This is a genomic window from Mumia sp. ZJ430 (genome assembly GCF_011751845.1).
Classification (GTDB): domain Bacteria; phylum Actinomycetota; class Actinomycetes; order Propionibacteriales; family Nocardioidaceae; genus Mumia.
This window is the reverse complement of sequence record NZ_JAAHFK010000002.1, coordinates 108,304-123,775: the sequence shown is the minus strand read 5'-3', so window position 1 is coordinate 123,775 and position 15,472 is coordinate 108,304. Positions and strand designations below refer to the sequence as shown.

Below are 15,472 nucleotides of genomic sequence, written 5' to 3'. Positions count from 1 at the left end.
CTGGTCTCATGGCCACCATGCTTCCGCTCGTCGACACCCCAGCCGCCGCTTGCTGCTCGACGTTGACCGGGGGCGTCCTCAGCGAGGACGACGCGGCGACGCTGGCCAAGATGTTCAAGGCGCTCGGCGATCCGACACGCGTCCGGCTCCTGTCGATGATCGCCGCCAACGCCGACGGCGAGGCGTGCATCTGCGACCTCACCGAGCCGGTCGGCCTCAGCCAGCCGACGGTGTCGCACCACATGAAGCTGCTGGCAGAGTCGGGCCTCGTGACGCGCGAGCAGCGAGGCCGCTGGGCGTACTACCGGGTGGTCGAGACTGCGCTCGACTCGCTCGGGGCGTCACTCACCAGCCGTCGCACCTGATCTCACGCGCCGCACCCGTTCGAAATCGTGGTGCACCCGTTCGAAATCGTGGTGCACTACCCGGCCGCCTGCCCGTAGGTTCGAGCAAGCGCCGAGCAGCACGGCTCGGCAGAAGGAGAGATCGCGCCGATGCCCGCTGCCATGATCGAGGTCCGCCGCCAGTACACCGAGGCAGAAGAGGTGGGCCTCGTCGAGGCGGTCCACGGCGCGCTCGTCGCCGCCTTCCGCATCCCCCAGCAGGACGGGGAGGTACGCCTCGTGGTGCACCAGCCACACCGATTCGCCGTCTCGCCGACGCTTTCGCAGCCGGAGCTCGCTGCTCTCGTGACGATCGACTGCTTCGCCGGCCGCTCGGTGGAGGCCAAGCGTGCCCTCTACACCGAGATCGTCACCCGTTTCGGCGCCTTTGGTATCCCGCGCGACCACGTCACGATCACCCTGCGGGGGAGTGCTGCCGAGAACTGGGGCATCCGCGGGGGGCAGGCCGCGTGCGACGTCGACCTCGCCTTCGACGTGAACGTCTGACCCGAGTCAGGACGCCCCGTCGCGGTGACGGACCTCCTCAGCCGTCGGGTGGCGGTCGATGTACTCCTGCCCGGAGAGTTTCTGGATGGCGGACATCAGGCCGTCCGCCGCCTCTCGCCAGGCGATCGGATCTTCGGCGCGGTGGCGCCAGGCACTCAGGTCGAGCGGATCGCCGAGGTGCACCTCGGTGCGTCCTCGTCGCCAGCGACCCCGCCCGGGAGCGTCGACCTCCCTCGTACCGAGGATGCCGACCGGCACGACGACGGCCTCGGGTGTCTGCAGCGCCACCCGCATGACCCCCGTACGACCACGGTAGAGGCGACCGTCGGGGGAGCGGGTGCCCTCGGGATAGATCACCCACACGCCACCGCGGGTCAGGACTTCTCGCGCGGCGTCCAGGGCTGCGTCAGCACTGCCCTCGCCGGACCGCTCGATCGGGATCTGACCGGTGGAGCGGCACAGCGTCCCGTAGAGCCGGCCACGCAGACCGCCCTTCGCGAAGTAGTCGCGCTTCGCCACGAACGTGACGCGACGGGGGACAGCAGCGCAGACCACCAGGGAGTCGATCTCGCTCAGGTGGTTCGGCGCCAGAACCACGGGCCCGTCGGGCATCTGGCCGATCAGAACCGGACGCGTGAACCAACGCACCACTGGGCCGAGCAGGACGTACTTGAGAAGCCAGTACACGCAACCTCCTGAACAGTGTCTGGTTGTGGATTCTTGCAGGTGAGCTAGACACTGCCTAAGTGGCGACACGCGACGAACTCGTCGAAGCGGGGGTAGACCTCCTCGAGAGTGGGGGACTGGCCCACCTCACCCTGCGGGAGATTGCTCGTACGGCGGGAGTCTCGCACGGCGCACCACGGCACCATTTCCCGACGTACGAGAGTCTCCTCGCGGCGATCGCACGCAGGGGAGTCGAGGATCTCGACGTCGAGCTTGCACCGATCCTGAGGGATCCGGACCCAGTACGGGCGATCCGCGGAGCGGCTCAGCGCTATGTCAGTTTTGCCGCTGAACGTCCGGACATGTTCGAGCTGATCGGGAGGCAGGCCCTGCTGGCCGGCGCTGGGGGCCATCTGCGTTCGGTCGCCGGCGAGTGGTTCCGCGTGCTGGGCGGACGGATCCACGAGCTAAGCCCTGACGCCGACAACCGCCATGTGGTCGCGCTGTGGAGCGGGGTCCATGGACTGGCAACCCTCATGAGCCGTCGATCTGCCGAGGCAGTCACCGAGAACGAACCCGACTCGAATGCGGTCATCGAGATCCTGGTCAGCGGCCTGCTCGCTCAGCTCGCTCTCGACCCCGCTAAGGAGCACCGCCCATGATCCTCCCGAAGGTCCGAGACCCTCGCTTCATCACGATCCGCCGTGGGGGGACTCTCACCGATTCCGACCACCACCTTCTCGCTCTGTGGGCGGCCTCGTGTGCGGAGCATGTGCTTGATCTCTTCGAGTCGGTCCGGCCCGAGGACCCACGGCCGCGGCAAGCAATCGAGCACGCACGTGCCTGGGTGCGCGGCGAGATCAAGATGATGGAGTCTCGCTCGGCGGGCGGCCATGCCATGGCGGCCGCGAGAGACCTGAGAGGTGCGGCCCGCCATGCCGCGTATGCCGCCGGTCAGGCCGGGGTCGTCGCGCACGTGGCCGCGCACGAGCTCGGGGCGGCTGCGTACGCGATCAAGGCCGTACGCGCGGCCGCCTCGGACGGGGGCGGCGATGCTGTCGGGCGGCTTGAGTGCCGCTGGCAGCGAGACCAGCTCCCCGAGGCGATTCGGGAGCTCGTCCTCGACGACCAGCGGCTGCGCAACGACCTCTGCTGGTCGGTATTCGACTGCTGAAGCGCCGCAAATGCTCGGACGTCGCTGCCGAACCTGAACGCGACGAGGGTGGCGTCCGTCCATGTTCGGCCTGTGAAACGAGTCCTCAGCATGTCTGCGAACACTGCCGATGTTGTCGATGCTCTGGCGGCCTCCGCCCCTGGGCATCGATGGCTCGTCGCCGTCGACTGAGTAGATGCCAGCGGGAAAACGACGTCGCTGAACGTAAGTGGCCGCCCTGTATCGACGCCGGCGTCCATCAGTGGCGTGACGCTTGTGCGTGAGCAACTGCACTTTGAAGCAGCCGGACGCACGAGCGTTTTCGAGCACGCGAGCGAGCATCGCCGCGCAACGCCCCGGCGCCGGTGCTCGTACGCGACGACAACCGCCTCGATGAACGCCGTGGGTAGGCAGTCGTACGTGATGTTCGGCAGCACGCCAAACAGGCTGTCCCGACCGCTCTTGCGGGGAGTGGGGCAAGGGCCCACGTAGGACGGCCGGGAGATCGGACTCTGAGGCCGGGCGAATCACGTAGTGCGTGCTCATTCGGTAAGCCTCATCGAAGCGAACTCACGATTCCAGGGCCACCAGGAGTTGATGAGGCGGGAGGGGCGCCGTCAGCTACCTTCGCCTCATGGACTTGGTGCGACGGATCGCAGCACGGGGGAGCGAGTTCCTGCTCTTTGCCTTGACTCCTCCTCGGATCACGGTCACTCCTGAGCGGGCCCAGGAGATCGCCGACGTGACACAGAAGCGCCTGACTCCGCTGGGCCTCGATGGTCTCGTCCTCTACGACATCGACGACGAGAGCGATCGCAATGCGAAGGAGCGACCGTTTCCCTTCCTGCCCACCATCGACCCTGCAACCTTCCGAGGACAGCACCTGAAGGACTGGAGCACGCCGGTCGTGGTGTATCGGGCTGTCGGCAAGTACGGGGAGAGTGATCTCCGTGCGTGGTTGGAAGCCCAGGACGCGGACCACGCACTGACGGTGTTCGTCGGCGCTTCGTCCCGCCACAAGCAGTCGTCGACCTCGCTTGTCCGCGCCCAGGAGCTGTGGGCGCAGACACGACCCGATCTGCCGCTCGGGGGTGTCGCGATTCCGGAACGGCACACCCGCCGAGGCGAAGAGCATCTGCGTCTGATCGCCAAGCAGGAAGCCGGGTGCTCCTTCTTCGTCACGCAGGTCGTCTACGACGTCAACGCAGCGAAGAACCTGGTATCGGACTATGGCTACGAGTGCGCCGCGCGGGGCCTCGAGCCCGTGCCGATCGTATTCACGTTCTCGGTGTGCGGTTCCCTCAAGACGCTGGAGTTCCTCGGCTGGCTCGGCGTCGACGTACCCCGCTGGATCCAGAACGACCTGCGCCACGCGGACGACACGCTTCAGGCGTCGTACGAGCAGTCACTGGGCGCGGCTCGTGAACTGATCGGATACTGCCGACGTATGGGAGTTCCGTTCGGCATCAACGTGGAGAGCGTCTCGATCCGTCTTGCCGAGATTGAGGCCTCAGTGGACCTCGCCCAGGAGCTCGAACGCGAGCTTCGTCCCTAGGGTCCAAGCGTCAGATGAGGCCAGTCGGATCTCCTTCTCCACTCCCGTCGACGGTGCGCCGATAAGCGACATTATGTCAGGTTGTACGTTCTCTGCACACTCTCAACATGCAAGTTGCGGTCCCCTGGGTTCACTCGTGTGGGCGTGCACAGCCCTTCAAGGCGTGCTGATCCTGACGCCCCGAACCGGAGACATTCGTACGCCGACGGCGCGCTGGGCTCGACGCGAAGGCCGGCTCGGCGTGCCGGTTCATTTCACCGCGCTGTTTCCGTTCATTGCCCCAGACAAGATCGACTCGACCACGACACCGCACGGCGGCGTACGTTATGTAAGGCAAACGCGGTGACCACCCCTCCAGCAGTCCCCTTGCTCAGCTGGCGCTGTCTTCGTCGTTGCGGTTCGCGGCTGCTTCGCGGTCACGGAGCATGCGTTCGACCGCGTACGACGCGTGAGTGTCGTCGATCCGGAACCGCTCCTTGTTGTAGCGCTGCGTCGTCCGCGGATCGGCATGGTCGGCTGCGTCCTGCACTCGATGGAGCGGAACGCCGGCTTCGAGCGCGAGGGTGATGAACGTGTGGCGCAGGCTGTGAGGGCTGATCTTGTCGGCGTCTTCGATGCCCGCGTCGACTGCTGTCTTCTTGATCAGTCGACCGGCGGCCCGCCGGTCCAGCCTCCCGCCACGTGACGTCATGAACACCGGACCGGTCACTCGGTCTCCGACCAGCTCACCAAGCGCCTCCCAGGTCGGCGTCGTGAGCACCACGCTCTTGCGAGCGCCGCCCTTTCGGGTGATCGTCGCGATCCGGTGCTTGCCCCGCCGGGAGAAGTCTTCGACGTCGAGGCCGAGCGCCTCGGAGATCCGTAGCCCGTCGTGGGCAAGAAGGACCATCAGGGCATGTGCTCGAGGTCCACGCTGTCGCGCTGCGTCCAGCAGTGCTGTCACCTCGTCTTCGTCCAGCCCGAGCGTCTGCGAGTCCTGAGGGACCTTCGGCCGTCGCAGGTGCACAGTCGGCGAGACGGCGATCGCGTCCTCGACGACGGCGGTTCGGTAATACCCCGACAGCGTCGAGCATTTCCGAGCGATCGTCGCGGTGCTCGCGCCATGGACGGTCCGCAGCTCGTTGACGTACAGGTCGATGTGGGAGCGACGAACCGCGAGCGGATCCAGCGCGCGTTCTACGCACCACGCGAACCAGCCGCGCAGGTCCCGTTCGTACGCGGCGATGGTGTGCGGTTTGGAGTACTGGAGGAGGAAGCGGGCCGCAAGCACAGCCGGCCGTGATGCTTCAGGTACGCGGTCGATCGGGACGAGGAGAACGTTGTCGGCTGCAGCGTGAGCCAGCGGCGCCGGAGGAGCTGACAGCGTCACGGGGGTCGGTAGCGACAACGGTGGTCTCCTTCGCACGGCAAGCCTGTCCCCCAGAGTTTCCCATCGGTCCCCCCGGCCCCGCGCAGCGCAGCGCATTTCTCCGAACTCACCACCGTCGCGAGGCTTTTTACCCCATAACCGTGATTATGGGGTAACTCCTGAAGGTAACGAGCCCATAAACTAACCCATGTAAATAAACCCACCCCGCGATGGGTACGAGCGGGTTTAATACGAGTTGGTTTAATTGGACTGTGGCCGACATGACAACACCAGAACGCGAACCCACTCCCCCGTCCATTCGTTGCGCGTGGCTCGACTGCGACCGCGACAGAGCTCCCCGCCAGGGCGGACGGGGGCCAGCCCGTATCTACTGCGAACTGCCCGACCCGGTCACCGGCACGCCGCACAACGCGAACAACGCAGCACGACTCCCGAGACGGACCCGCACACCAGGGCCGACACGCGCAACCCCTGCCCCGCCTCACCCCGATGTGGTCGACGAGGACTCGATTGATGCCTTCGCTGCGACCAGCTCGACCTTGAACCGCGCCAACGATCTGGCCGGAGTCCTCGGCCAGATCGTGAGCCAGCTCACGGACTACCTCCGCACCGCAGCCGACCCCGACCTCGCCGAAGCCCAGATCAAGCTTGTCCAGGCCAACGCCGACGAGAGCGTCGCTGTGGCGAAAGCCGAACTCGCTCGCGCCGAGTCACGCATCGGCGAGTTCAAGACCGCGCTCACCAATCGCGAACGAGAAGCAGGCGAGGCCGTGGCCGCGCTCGACGCGGCCAACGCGGAGCTCTCACAAGCGCACAAGGACCTCGAGGGCACCCACGCCGACCACGAGACGACCAAGACAGAGCTGAAGGAGACAACTGGTCAACTTCTGGTTGCCCACGACGCGATCACCGGACTCGAAGACCAGCTTGAGACCACCCGCCGCGAGGTCCGCGAACGCGACCAGACCATCGTCACTCTGAACGACGAACTCGCTGCGACTCGTGAAGCAGCCGGGGCGGCAAGGGCAGACGCCGACCGCTGGCACACCGAGGCGACGGCGGCGAAGAACGAAACCAGATCCGTCATCGAGCTCCTCAACTCCAAGACCATCGAGGTTGAGACCGCGAACGCCAAGGCCGCGACAACGACCGCGCAGCTCGAGGAACGGACCGCTGCGCTCGCCGACATCCGTGAGCAGGCGACCCACTGGCGCAAGGCGACCGAGACGGCCCAGGCGCAGACCGAGTCCGTTCGTACGGCCGCGGAGACGGCCCGTGGCCAGACTGACTCGGTTCGCGCAGAGCTTGCCGAGGAGACGCGACGTACCCGTGAGCTCGCCCAGCAGGTCGCCACGCTCGAGGAGCGGCTCGTCGCAGCATCGCAAGCGGCCGAGAAGGCTAAGAGTCGGGAACAGAAGCGCTGAAACCTCCGACACCTGGGAGCCCTCGTACTCAATACGAGGTCTCCCAGGTGTCGCGTTGCGGAACACACACCAGCGCTTGCGATTCTCAACGAAGTTGGTGGCACCCTCGGGGTCCCGCTGCAAGGATGACGCCCATGACGGCCGACGACGGGACCAATGATCATTGCGTCTTCTGCGCCATCGTGGATGGCGATGCCGAGGCCAGCGTGGTTCATGAGGACGAGCAGGCTGTCGTGTTCATGGATCTGAACCCGGTGACACCGGGCCATCTACTCGTCGTACCTCGCCGCCACGCTGCAGGTCTTGAGGACCTTGACGAGGAGACCAGCACGCATGTTTGGCGTCTCGCTCATCGCCTGGCCCGCGCCTTGCGTAGGTCAGGGTTGCGTTGCGACGGCATCAACGTGTTCATGGCCGACGGAGAGGTCGCATTCCAGGAGGTCTTCCACTTCCACCTGCACGTGATTGCGAGGCATGCAGGAGATGGCTTCACGATCAACGCAGATTGGAAGCAACGATCACGGAGCCTTCTCGACACCGACGCGAGCGCCATCAGGAACGCGCTCGTCAACTCGTGACACTCCCCTGCCCGCGTCGACGCCGCCGTCCACTAGCCTCCCGTTAGGTCGTTCGAGGAACTGAACATGAAGGCAACATCGGTTCTCATCGGTGGGATCGTCGCGACACGAGAATCCAGCAGTCCAAGGGATAGCGCAACTACCTCCCCCGCTCCACCCGCGTTGCTGAGCGCGAGACCTCAGCGCGCTCATCAAGTTCGGCAGAGGTGCGCACGGTGGTCGATCGCGTCGACCAGGACGACGTGGTCGTCGTCGAGGATCTTGACCAGCACGCGATAGTCCCCACGACGTGCTGATCACTCAACGGCTTGGTGACCCGGTGCGGATTCTCCCGCAGGGAGCTGGTCACGAACTCTGTTCGGCAGCCGGGCGAGGTCGCACTGGGCATGCGCAGTGAGCTCAACCCGCCACGTTGGCTCACGCACCGCAGCACCGTCAAGCGTGACTCCAGATCTCGGACGCCATCAGCACCGCCGCCGGCCGCCCATGGCAGGTGATCGTCACGATCTCGTGGGTCGCCTCGGCCTCTTCGACCAGACTCGACAGCTTGTTCCCAATTCACTCGGGCCTGCGAATTCACCCACGCAGCGCCTGGTTGAGCCGTGCCGCCTGACGCGTGAGGTGATCGCGCTCGGCGAGGTTGGTCGCGACCCGCGCTGCGTCGGCGTACAGCCTCGCCGCCGCCGGCAGGTCCCCCGCCTTCTCGTGAAGGTACGCCGACGCCGCCGTGTGCCGCGGCAATCCAGGATCGACCTCGGCCAACGTCGCGAGCCCCGCCTGGGCACCATCAGCCTCTCCGACGGCGACGGCCCGGTTGAGCGCCACGACGGGACTTCCCGTGAGCCGCAGCAGCTCGTCGTACCAGCTGACGATCTGCACCCAGTCGGTCTCCTTGGCGCGTGGCGCGTCGGCATGCAGGGCGGCGATGGCAGCCTGGGCCTGGTACTCCCCCAGCCGGTCACGACGCAACGCCGCCTGCACGACGTCGACCCCCTCCGCGATCAGTCGGGTGTCCCACAGGGTCCGGTCCTGCTCAGCCAGCGGTACGAGGCTGCCGTCAGGCCGGATCCTGGCCGGTCGCCGCGCGTGGTGCAACAGCATCAGCGCCAGCAGCCCGGCAGTCTCCTCGTCCTCGGTCATCGACGCGAGCTGCCGCGTGAGCCGGATCGCCTCGGCCGCCAGGTCGACGTCGCCCGTGTAGCCCTGGTTGAAGACCAGATAGAGCACCCTCAACACTGTCGCCAGATCCCCGGGCGACTCGAACCGTACGCCGCTGACCGTCCGTTTGGCACGGCTGATCCGCTGCGCCATGGTCGCCTCGGGTACGAGGTACGCCTCAGCGATCTGCCGGGTCGTCAGGCCGCCGACGGCGCGCAGCGTCAGCGCCACCGCCGACGCGGGAGTCAGTGACGGGTGCGCGCACAGGAAGTACACCTGCAGCGTGTCGTCGCTCGACGCCGCAGGTCCGGGTGTCGGCTCGTCGTCGACCCGCCGCTCCCGCTCACGTCGCGACGCCTCCGACCGGTGGGCGTCGACGAACTTGCGCCAAGCGACCGTGACGAGCCACGCCTTCGGATCGGCCGGCGGCCGGTCCGGCCAGGACTGCGAGGCCTGGACGAGTGCTTCCTGTACGGAGTCCTCGGCGGTCGCGAAGTCCACTCCGCGGCGGACGAGGACGCCGATCACCGCGGGTGTCAGCTCCCGTACGAGCAGCTCGTCCATCACCTGATCCGTCCTGGCCGAACCGGTCACTCGGTGACCGTCGGCGGCTCGCTCAGGAAGGGACGGAGCTCGAGCCACTCGTGGATCGGCTTCCCACCGGCTCCCGGCGCTGCCGACAGCTCGCCCGCGAGCTCGAGCGCTCGGTCGTACGAGTCGACGTCGATCACCATCCAGCCCGCGATCAGGTCCTTCGTCTCCGGGAACGGACCGTCGGTCACCGGCGGCCGCCCCTCACCGTCGTACCGGACGAACGTCCCCTCGGGTGCGAGAGCCTGACCGTCGACGTACTCCCCGGTGCCCTCGAGCCGAGAGGCGAAGTCGGCCATGTACTGGATGTGGTTCGTGATCTCGTCCGGTGTCCACTGGCCCATCGGGACGCTGTTCACGGCCTCGGGGGCGCCGCGATAGTGCTTGAGAAGCAGGTACTTCGCCATGATGATCTCCTTGATGCGCTACGGCCGTGGTGGCCGCGTCTGCCCCTGGGACGGAGCCGCCGTGCCGTTCTCGACATCGGTACGGCGGCAACTTACGCCTTATCGCGTTGCGGGGCACTCCTCCACGTGCCTAACGTCGGGCGATGACCAGCCAGCTCTTCGCCCTGACCTTCGACGCGCACGACCCGCTCCGCCTCGCGCAGTTCTGGGAAGGTCTTCTGGGTGGGGAGGTGACTGGCTCCCCCAGCGACGGCATCACGCTCCTCCCGAGCGAGGATCCCGGGTTCCGACTCCAGTTCGCACCGAGCGAGCAGAGGAAGGTCGGCCAGAACCAGACCCACTTCGACCTGACGAGCGCGTCCCTCGAGGAGCAGCAGCAGACGGTGGCGAGAGCCCTCGAGCTCGGTGGCCGCCACCTCGACATCGGTCAGCTTCCAGAGGAGGAGCACGTGGTGCTCGCCGATCCGGAGGGCAACGAGTTCTGCGTGATCGAGCCGGGCAACCACTTCCTCGCCGACTGCGGCTTCATCGGGGCGCTCTCGTGCGACGGCTCGCAGGAGGTCGGCTACTTCTGGAGCGAAGCGTTGGGGTGGCCGCTGGTGTGGGACCAGGACCAGGAGACCGCGATCCGTTCGCCGCACGGCGGCCCGAAGGTCACCTGGGGCGGTCCTCCCCTGATGCCGAAGACGGGCAAGAACCGGCTGCACTTCGATCTCGCTCCCCCGGCCGACGGCGATCAGCAGACGGAGGTCGACCGGCTCATCTCCCTCGGTGCGACGCGGCTCGACATCGGGCAGGGTGACGTCGACTGGGTCGTGATGGCTGATCCCGACGGCAACGCGTTCTGCGTGCTGGCGTGATCACGTCTGACGCCGAGGTCGCGATCGCGGCCGCAGAGGCCGGCGCCGACGTGGTGCGCCGTGACTACGGACGCGAGCACGTCCGCCACATGAAGAACGCCGCCGACTTCGCCACTCAGACGGACCTCGACGCAGAGGAGGCGATCCTCACGGTCCTCTCGCAGCACCGTCCGCATGACAGTGTTCTCGGCGAGGAGCGCGGGACGGCCAGCAGTGCCGCCGCCACACGACGTTGGCTCGTCGATCCGCTCTGCGGGACGCTCAACTTCGCCGCCACCACCCCGCTCGTCGCCGTCAACGTCGCGCTGACCGATCAGGGCGCTGTCACCGCTGCGGCCTCCGCCGACCCGGTCACCGGTGAGCTCTTCTGGACGGACGGCGACCGCGCGTTCCGGCGGTACGAGGACGAGGACGTCCCTCTTCAGCCCACCGCGCTCTCGATGCTCGTCGACGTGAACTGCGACGGGCCTCTCGATCGGCCGTTCGTCGGTGGGAAGCTGGTGGCCGACGCGCGGCGTACGTCTCGGACGGGCAGTTCCGGGACAACCTCCACGTCGCCGCGGGCATCGCGATCTGCGAGGCAGGAGGCTGCGTCGTCAGCGATCTCGCCGGGGATGCCCTCCACACCGGGCGGGGCCTCCTCATCTCGGCGGACGACGTCACGCACCAGGCGCTGCTCGAGGTCGTCCGCCCTCACCTGCTGGCGATGCTCGCGGCGCCCGAGCCGCTCAGTGCCAGTCGCTGATCCGGACGTCGTTCGGCGCGGGCTCGCCCTCCCCCGTCTCCAGCATCGACTTGAGACTCAGCAGGAACGTCGCCCACTTGGTGCTGCAGTGGTGCATGAACTCCACCGGCTCGCGCCAACCTCGGTGGGCGAACATCACGATGGTGAAGTCACCCTCTGTACGGAGGTCCCAGCTGATCTGCGTACCGACCCACTCCTCGGGACCGTCGATCACCTCCCAAAGGACGTGCTCGGCCGAACGCGTGTCGACAACCTTCATGTCGAAGCCGCCGAACGGTGGGAACCGGAACTCCAAGACCCCTCCAGTCGTCCCGTCGCCACTCGTGTCAGCGGTCCACCAGCCGGCGAGTCCTTCTGCTGTCGTCAGTGCCTCGTACACCGCGTCGCGCGGTGCCGTCATTCCCACTCGGTGCAGGATGTCTACCATCGTTCTCTCCTCTTGTCGGTGCGGCCGCGGTCGCGGCCACGTCACGCTCGCTTCGTCTTCTCGATCGCCTCGGCGATCTGCTTGATCCGTCGCAGCCGCGCGTCCCATGTGCTGCCGACGGCGTTGAGCTGCACCACAGCGCGCTCGAGCTGGGCCTCATCGACCCGGTAGCGCCGCTCGCGCCCCAACGGCGTCCCCTCGACCAGCCCCACGCGATCGAGCACGCCCAGGTGCTTCGAGACCGCCTGCCGCGTCACCGGAAGCTGCTCACTCAGTGAGGTCGCCGTGCCGGCGCCGTTGGCCAGCAGGAGGTCGAGCAGCTGCCGCCGGGTCGGGTCACCGATGGCCGACCACAGGTCGTCGTCGATCGCACCGGTCATCGTGCTGACACCAGGTCTTCGGCGTACGAGCCGAGCCTCGGGACGTACAGGTCCCAGCCGGCGACGTGGTCGTTGTACTGCTGCTCGAGGACCGCCGCCTCCCAACCCCGTTCACGGAACCCCGTCTCGGTGAGCTTGAGCAGCGTGCCTGATCCGGTCGGGACGAGCTCGAAGGTCACGAGCAACGAGTTGCCGTCGACCGCGCGCTCCCCCGCCGGGTGCGTCCACCGGAAGGTGAAAAGCCGAGGCGGCTCGACGACGAGGACGGTCATCGCGCTCACCTGAGCCCGCGGATCGTCCCCCTCGGCCCACACGAGCTCCCCCGACATGCCAGGCGTCGGCTGCACGTCGGACTCGGCGTACCACCACTCCCGCACATGCTCAGGCTGGCTGATCACCTCGAACACCACCTCGGGCGGCGCCTCGATCTGGATCTCGCGCTCGATGCTGGCGTACTCCATGGCGTCTCCCGTTATTCGCAACCTTTGGTTGCTCCTTACGGTACCGCCGCATCTCGCGATGCGCAACCATCAGTTGCGCAAAGGTGCGGCGAGCGTCAGGAACCGAACGCCACGTCGGCCGCGTCCACGACGGCGGCCGTACGACCGGGAGCCGCCTGGAAGCCCCAGTAGAGGTTGGTGTGGGCGATGACCCCTGGTGCCGGCGGCGCACCGGGGATGTCGCTCGTCGTGTGCGCGTCGCCGACCAGCGTGACGTCGTACCCGCGGGCGAACGCACCGTGGATCGTCGACCGGATGCACGCATCGGTTTGCGCTCCGGCGACGATGAGTGCGCCGACAGCCGTCCGCGCAAGCACGTCCTCGAAGTCCGTGGCCTCGAACGCGTCCTGGTAGTGCTTGTGCACCACCGACTCGCTCTCCCCCGGCACGAGCTCAGGAACGTACGCCCAGTCCTCGCTCCCCTCGACGAGGTGGTCGTCGGAGTGCTGCACCCACATGACGGGGACGCCCGCTGAGCGGGCGCGGTCGACGAGCCCAGCGATGTCGGCGACCACGCGGTCGCGGTCGTGGGCGTCGGCGACGACACCGTTCTGGACGTCGATCACGACCAGGGCCTGGTTGGGGCGATCGGACAACGTGGTCATGGGGTGCTCCCTCCGGCGGCCGGCGGGCCCGGCCTTGCGGCCACGCTAACCCTCGCCTCTGACAGTGGTGAGGACCCAAGACCGGGACGCAAACCGGGACTCCTCGGACACTCGCCCGGCTAGCGTCGGCGCATGGGACTCGACGCCGACTACCCCGCCGTGGTCACGACCGGCACGCAGCCCGTCGCCGTCTGGGACGGCGCACGGCACGTCATCGACCATCTCGCCCCTCCCGACGGGCCGGGCTCGCACGCGAATGTGACGTGCTGGATCGACCGCGCGAACGGCCGCTGGTATCGCACGCTCTGGAATTTCGGGCTGCCGGCAGGATCCTTCGCGTACGTCTCTGCCGACTTCACGCACGTCTTCCATCCTGGCAACCGCTTCCCGCTGCACGAGTGCGCGACGACCTCGGATACGCCCGGCCCGCGCTGGCGCGTCAATCCGTGGCTCGTCAGCGTCGCCGTGACCGGGGGTGTGCTCGCGGCGGCAGCGGCCCTCAAGAAGCGCCGTCGCGTACGACCACCCGGCCGCCCCGTGCCGCCCGAACCACCCGAGTCACCGCACGGCCTCGAGTGACCGAACGCCGTCGCTCCGTCGTCGATCAGACCGGGTACGGCACCCGCCGGCGGGCGTCCTTCAAGACCGTCGCCCACCAGTCGAGCTGATCGAGCATCGCCTTCGCGTACACCGCCGTCTGCTCGTCGTTCGGCAGACCGGCGTCCATGTCGAAGTTCAGGAAGTAGTTCGGGAAGGACAACCCGTCGCGGATCGTCACGGCGTGCAGCTCGGTCAGCACGTTCTCGAGGTGGAGCACGGCATGGCGTCCGCCGGCTGCTCCCCCATAGCTCACGAACGCCACGGGCTTGGCCGTCCACTGGGTGAAGTGCCAGTCGATCGCCGCCTTGAGTGACGCGGGATAGCTGTGGTTGTACTCGGGGGTCACGATGACGAATGCCTCGGCGGCGTCTAACCGCTCCGTCAGTTCGAGCATCCCCGCCGGTCGCGGGTAGGCCTCCCCCGCGAGCTTCGGCGACTCCGCAGGCAGAGCCAGTGGGACATCGGCGTCCGCAAGATCGACCACGTCGACCTCGAAACCACCGTGTGCGCGTGCCTGCTCGGCGACCCATGAGGCCACGACGGGACCGAAGCGACCCACTCGGACACTGCCGACCAGGATGACAAGTCTGCTGTTCTCGCTCATGTCTCCAGCGTGGAGACAACGGCGCGCCACAACCAGACCGCGCTCAGGCTGGCCCCCACAGGGCCACCTTCGTACGAGGGAGTACGGCGCGCACCGCCGTACTGTGGTGGTCATGAGCACGCCCCTCGGCGACTTCGTCCGCGCACGTCGCGACGCCACGAAGCCGGAGTCGCTCGGCCTCCCGTCTGGCGACCGGCGCCGCACTCCCGGCCTGCGTCGCATGGAGCTGGCCGCGCTCGCCGGCATCAGCGTCGAGTACCTCACCCGCATCGAGCAGGGGCGCGACCGCAACCCCTCGATCCAGGTCGTGCACGCCCTCGCCGAGGCGCTCCAGCTCGACGTCACCGACCGAGAGCACCTGCACCACCTCACCAAGGCGACGTCCGGCGAGTGCGTCAGCGTGGTCCCGCACCAGACATCGGTGCGGCCGGCCGTCCAGGCGATCCTCGACCAGCTCGAGCCCGGCATCGCCGCGGTCGTCAACCGGATCGGTGACCTCCTCTCCCACACATCTGGCTTCGACCGGCTGGCGCGTCCCCTCGGCGTGCTCGACGGAGCGGAGCCAAATCTGACCCGCTTCGTCCTCACCGACAAGAGAGCACGCCACGCGTTCCCCGACTGGGAACGCATCGCCGACGAGCGCGTGGCGGAGCTGTGGCAGGGCCCCGCGACGGATCGTTCGAGGTCGTTCACCGCCGAGATGGCGGCGGTCGCTGGGGACGATTTCACCGGCCGCCTCAGCGGTCACACGGCGGTGTCCCGCGGCACCCAGCAGTGGCTCCACCCGGTCGCAGGCGAGCTGCGCCTGGACTGCGAGGTCCTCGAGCTGCCTGCTGCCGACAGTCAGCAGATCATGGTCCTCGTCCCCACGGACGACCCGACCGCGGCCGCGCTCGAGTCGCTGCGCCTACGCGCCGCCGGCACGCTGCGGGCCGTCTGACCTGGCCACAACCATGGCGC

20 protein-coding genes are annotated in these 15,472 nt (G+C 67.6%); 10 read left to right on the top strand and 10 right to left on the bottom strand.

Annotated elements, in window-relative coordinates:
* The first annotated feature begins 8 nt into the window (after window positions 1–8).
* Window positions 9–365, top strand: coding sequence for a metalloregulator ArsR/SmtB family transcription factor (locus HCT63_RS07045; protein WP_167002665.1), 357 nt, complete (start codon window positions 9–11; stop codon window positions 363–365).
* Between the two features lie 129 nt (window positions 366–494).
* The gene (locus HCT63_RS07040) at window positions 495–890 is read left to right on the top strand and encodes a tautomerase family protein (protein ID WP_167002663.1); all 396 of its coding nucleotides are present in this window, start codon (window positions 495–497) and stop codon (window positions 888–890) included.
* Between the two features lie 6 nt (window positions 891–896).
* Here HCT63_RS07040 and HCT63_RS07035 read toward each other — a convergent pair whose 3' ends face one another.
* On the bottom strand, window positions 897–1,577 hold the full coding sequence (locus HCT63_RS07035; protein ID WP_208322324.1) for a lysophospholipid acyltransferase family protein: 681 nt from the start codon (window positions 1,575–1,577) through the stop codon (window positions 897–899).
* A 59-nt stretch (window positions 1,578–1,636) separates the two neighbouring features.
* Between HCT63_RS07035 and HCT63_RS07030 the strand changes: the two genes are divergently transcribed.
* The 3 genes from HCT63_RS07030 to HCT63_RS07020 all read left to right on the top strand — a co-directional run bounded on the left by HCT63_RS07030 (window position 1,637) and on the right by HCT63_RS07020 (window position 4,264).
* A complete protein-coding gene (locus tag HCT63_RS07030; protein WP_167002660.1) occupies window positions 1,637–2,218 on the top strand; it encodes a TetR/AcrR family transcriptional regulator in 582 nt (193 codons plus the stop codon).
* A complete protein-coding gene (locus tag HCT63_RS07025; RefSeq protein WP_167002658.1) occupies window positions 2,215–2,730 on the top strand; it encodes a putative immunity protein in 516 nt (171 codons plus the stop codon). Before HCT63_RS07030 ends, HCT63_RS07025 begins: the two co-directional genes overlap by 4 nt.
* Before the next feature lie 721 nt (window positions 2,731–3,451).
* Window positions 3,452–4,264 (top strand): methylenetetrahydrofolate reductase, encoded by an 813-nt coding sequence (locus tag HCT63_RS07020; protein ID WP_243842932.1) that lies wholly within the window; start codon window positions 3,452–3,454, stop codon window positions 4,262–4,264.
* Window positions 4,265–4,634: 370 nt separating this feature from the next.
* Here the strand turns inward: HCT63_RS07020 and HCT63_RS07015 are convergent, their stop codons facing one another.
* On the bottom strand, window positions 4,635–5,651 hold the full coding sequence (locus HCT63_RS07015) for a tyrosine-type recombinase/integrase (protein ID WP_167002654.1): 1,017 nt from the start codon (window positions 5,649–5,651) through the stop codon (window positions 4,635–4,637).
* A 191-nt stretch (window positions 5,652–5,842) separates the two neighbouring features.
* Here HCT63_RS07015 and HCT63_RS07010 point away from each other — a divergent pair, with 191 nt between their 5' ends.
* On the top strand, window positions 5,843–7,057 hold the full coding sequence (locus HCT63_RS07010; protein ID WP_167002652.1) for a hypothetical protein: 1,215 nt from the start codon (window positions 5,843–5,845) through the stop codon (window positions 7,055–7,057).
* Window positions 7,058–7,191: 134 nt separating this feature from the next.
* Complete coding sequence (locus tag HCT63_RS07005; protein WP_167002650.1) at window positions 7,192–7,635, top strand: HIT family protein; 444 nt, start codon at window positions 7,192–7,194, stop codon at window positions 7,633–7,635.
* 576 nt (window positions 7,636–8,211) lie between these two features.
* Here HCT63_RS07005 and HCT63_RS06990 read toward each other — a convergent pair.
* Both HCT63_RS06990 and HCT63_RS06985 read right to left on the bottom strand, forming a co-directional pair.
* Complete coding sequence (locus tag HCT63_RS06990) at window positions 8,212–9,357, bottom strand: sigma-70 family RNA polymerase sigma factor (RefSeq protein WP_167002648.1); 1,146 nt, start codon at window positions 9,355–9,357, stop codon at window positions 8,212–8,214.
* Window positions 9,358–9,383: 26 nt separating this feature from the next.
* Window positions 9,384–9,791, bottom strand: coding sequence for a YciI family protein (locus tag HCT63_RS06985; protein ID WP_167002646.1), 408 nt, complete (start codon window positions 9,789–9,791; stop codon window positions 9,384–9,386).
* 143 nt (window positions 9,792–9,934) lie between these two features.
* Between HCT63_RS06985 and HCT63_RS06980 the strand changes: the two genes are divergently transcribed.
* Window positions 9,935–10,651 (top strand): VOC family protein, encoded by a 717-nt coding sequence (locus tag HCT63_RS06980; RefSeq protein WP_167002644.1) that lies wholly within the window; start codon window positions 9,935–9,937, stop codon window positions 10,649–10,651.
* 421 nt (window positions 10,652–11,072) lie between these two features.
* On the opposite strand, the gene HCT63_RS20230 is transcribed toward HCT63_RS06980, so the two are convergent.
* From HCT63_RS20230 to HCT63_RS06955, 5 genes are all read right to left on the bottom strand, one after another.
* On the bottom strand, window positions 11,073–11,348 hold the full coding sequence (locus HCT63_RS20230; RefSeq protein ID WP_167250999.1) for a hypothetical protein: 276 nt from the start codon (window positions 11,346–11,348) through the stop codon (window positions 11,073–11,075).
* Window positions 11,349–11,379: 31 nt separating this feature from the next.
* The gene (locus HCT63_RS06970; RefSeq protein WP_167002641.1) at window positions 11,380–11,823 is read right to left on the bottom strand and encodes an SRPBCC domain-containing protein; all 444 of its coding nucleotides are present in this window, start codon (window positions 11,821–11,823) and stop codon (window positions 11,380–11,382) included.
* Window positions 11,824–11,864: 41 nt separating this feature from the next.
* Window positions 11,865–12,203 carry a metalloregulator ArsR/SmtB family transcription factor gene (locus HCT63_RS06965; RefSeq protein WP_167002639.1) on the bottom strand — a complete coding sequence of 113 codons (339 nt, stop codon included), beginning with the start codon at window positions 12,201–12,203 and terminating at the stop codon, window positions 11,865–11,867.
* A complete protein-coding gene (locus tag HCT63_RS06960) occupies window positions 12,200–12,664 on the bottom strand; it encodes an SRPBCC domain-containing protein (protein ID WP_167002637.1) in 465 nt (154 codons plus the stop codon). The genes HCT63_RS06965 and HCT63_RS06960 overlap by 4 nt, the downstream gene beginning before the upstream one ends.
* A 95-nt stretch (window positions 12,665–12,759) precedes the next feature.
* Entirely contained in the window at window positions 12,760–13,308 is a 549-nt protein-coding gene (locus HCT63_RS06955; RefSeq protein WP_167002635.1) for an isochorismatase family protein, read from the bottom strand.
* Window positions 13,309–13,440: 132 nt separating this feature from the next.
* Here HCT63_RS06955 and HCT63_RS06950 point away from each other — a divergent pair, with 132 nt between their 5' ends.
* Window positions 13,441–13,887 (top strand): hypothetical protein, encoded by a 447-nt coding sequence (locus tag HCT63_RS06950; protein WP_167002633.1) that lies wholly within the window; start codon window positions 13,441–13,443, stop codon window positions 13,885–13,887.
* Between the two features lie 25 nt (window positions 13,888–13,912).
* Here the strand turns inward: HCT63_RS06950 and HCT63_RS06945 are convergent, their stop codons facing one another.
* Window positions 13,913–14,512, bottom strand: a complete 600-nt coding sequence (locus tag HCT63_RS06945) for an NAD(P)H-dependent oxidoreductase (RefSeq protein WP_167002631.1) — start codon at window positions 14,510–14,512, stop codon at window positions 13,913–13,915.
* 112 nt (window positions 14,513–14,624) lie between these two features.
* Here HCT63_RS06945 and HCT63_RS06940 point away from each other — a divergent pair, with 112 nt between their 5' ends.
* Complete coding sequence (locus HCT63_RS06940; RefSeq protein WP_167002629.1) at window positions 14,625–15,452, top strand: helix-turn-helix transcriptional regulator; 828 nt, start codon at window positions 14,625–14,627, stop codon at window positions 15,450–15,452.
* Window positions 15,453–15,472: the final 20 nt, after the last annotated feature.

What these genes read in the sequence shown, in the direction of transcription:
- HCT63_RS06985 (WP_167002646.1), bottom strand. Translation starts at nt 9,791, where the DNA reads ATGGCGAAGTACCTGCTTCTCAAGCACTATCGCGGCGCCCCCGAGGCC.
- HCT63_RS06965 (WP_167002639.1), bottom strand. Translation starts at nt 12,203, where the DNA reads ATGACCGGTGCGATCGACGACGACCTGTGGTCGGCCATCGGTGACCCG.
- HCT63_RS06960 (WP_167002637.1), bottom strand. Translation starts at nt 12,664, where the DNA reads ATGGAGTACGCCAGCATCGAGCGCGAGATCCAGATCGAGGCGCCGCCC.
- HCT63_RS06955 (WP_167002635.1), bottom strand. Translation starts at nt 13,308, where the DNA reads ATGACCACGTTGTCCGATCGCCCCAACCAGGCCCTGGTCGTGATCGAC.
- HCT63_RS07045 (WP_167002665.1), top strand. Translation starts at nt 9, where the DNA reads ATGGCCACCATGCTTCCGCTCGTCGACACCCCAGCCGCCGCTTGCTGC.
- HCT63_RS07005 (WP_167002650.1), top strand. Translation starts at nt 7,192, where the DNA reads ATGACGGCCGACGACGGGACCAATGATCATTGCGTCTTCTGCGCCATC.
- HCT63_RS06990 (WP_167002648.1), bottom strand. Translation starts at nt 9,357, where the DNA reads ATGGACGAGCTGCTCGTACGGGAGCTGACACCCGCGGTGATCGGCGTC.
- HCT63_RS07040 (WP_167002663.1), top strand. Translation starts at nt 495, where the DNA reads ATGCCCGCTGCCATGATCGAGGTCCGCCGCCAGTACACCGAGGCAGAA.
- HCT63_RS07010 (WP_167002652.1), top strand. Translation starts at nt 5,843, where the DNA reads ATGGGTACGAGCGGGTTTAATACGAGTTGGTTTAATTGGACTGTGGCC.
- HCT63_RS07025 (WP_167002658.1), top strand. Translation starts at nt 2,215, where the DNA reads ATGATCCTCCCGAAGGTCCGAGACCCTCGCTTCATCACGATCCGCCGT.
- HCT63_RS06945 (WP_167002631.1), bottom strand. Translation starts at nt 14,512, where the DNA reads ATGAGCGAGAACAGCAGACTTGTCATCCTGGTCGGCAGTGTCCGAGTG.
- HCT63_RS06940 (WP_167002629.1), top strand. Translation starts at nt 14,625, where the DNA reads ATGAGCACGCCCCTCGGCGACTTCGTCCGCGCACGTCGCGACGCCACG.
- HCT63_RS06970 (WP_167002641.1), bottom strand. Translation starts at nt 11,823, where the DNA reads ATGGTAGACATCCTGCACCGAGTGGGAATGACGGCACCGCGCGACGCG.
- HCT63_RS06980 (WP_167002644.1), top strand. Translation starts at nt 9,935, where the DNA reads ATGACCAGCCAGCTCTTCGCCCTGACCTTCGACGCGCACGACCCGCTC.
- HCT63_RS06950 (WP_167002633.1), top strand. Translation starts at nt 13,441, where the DNA reads ATGGGACTCGACGCCGACTACCCCGCCGTGGTCACGACCGGCACGCAG.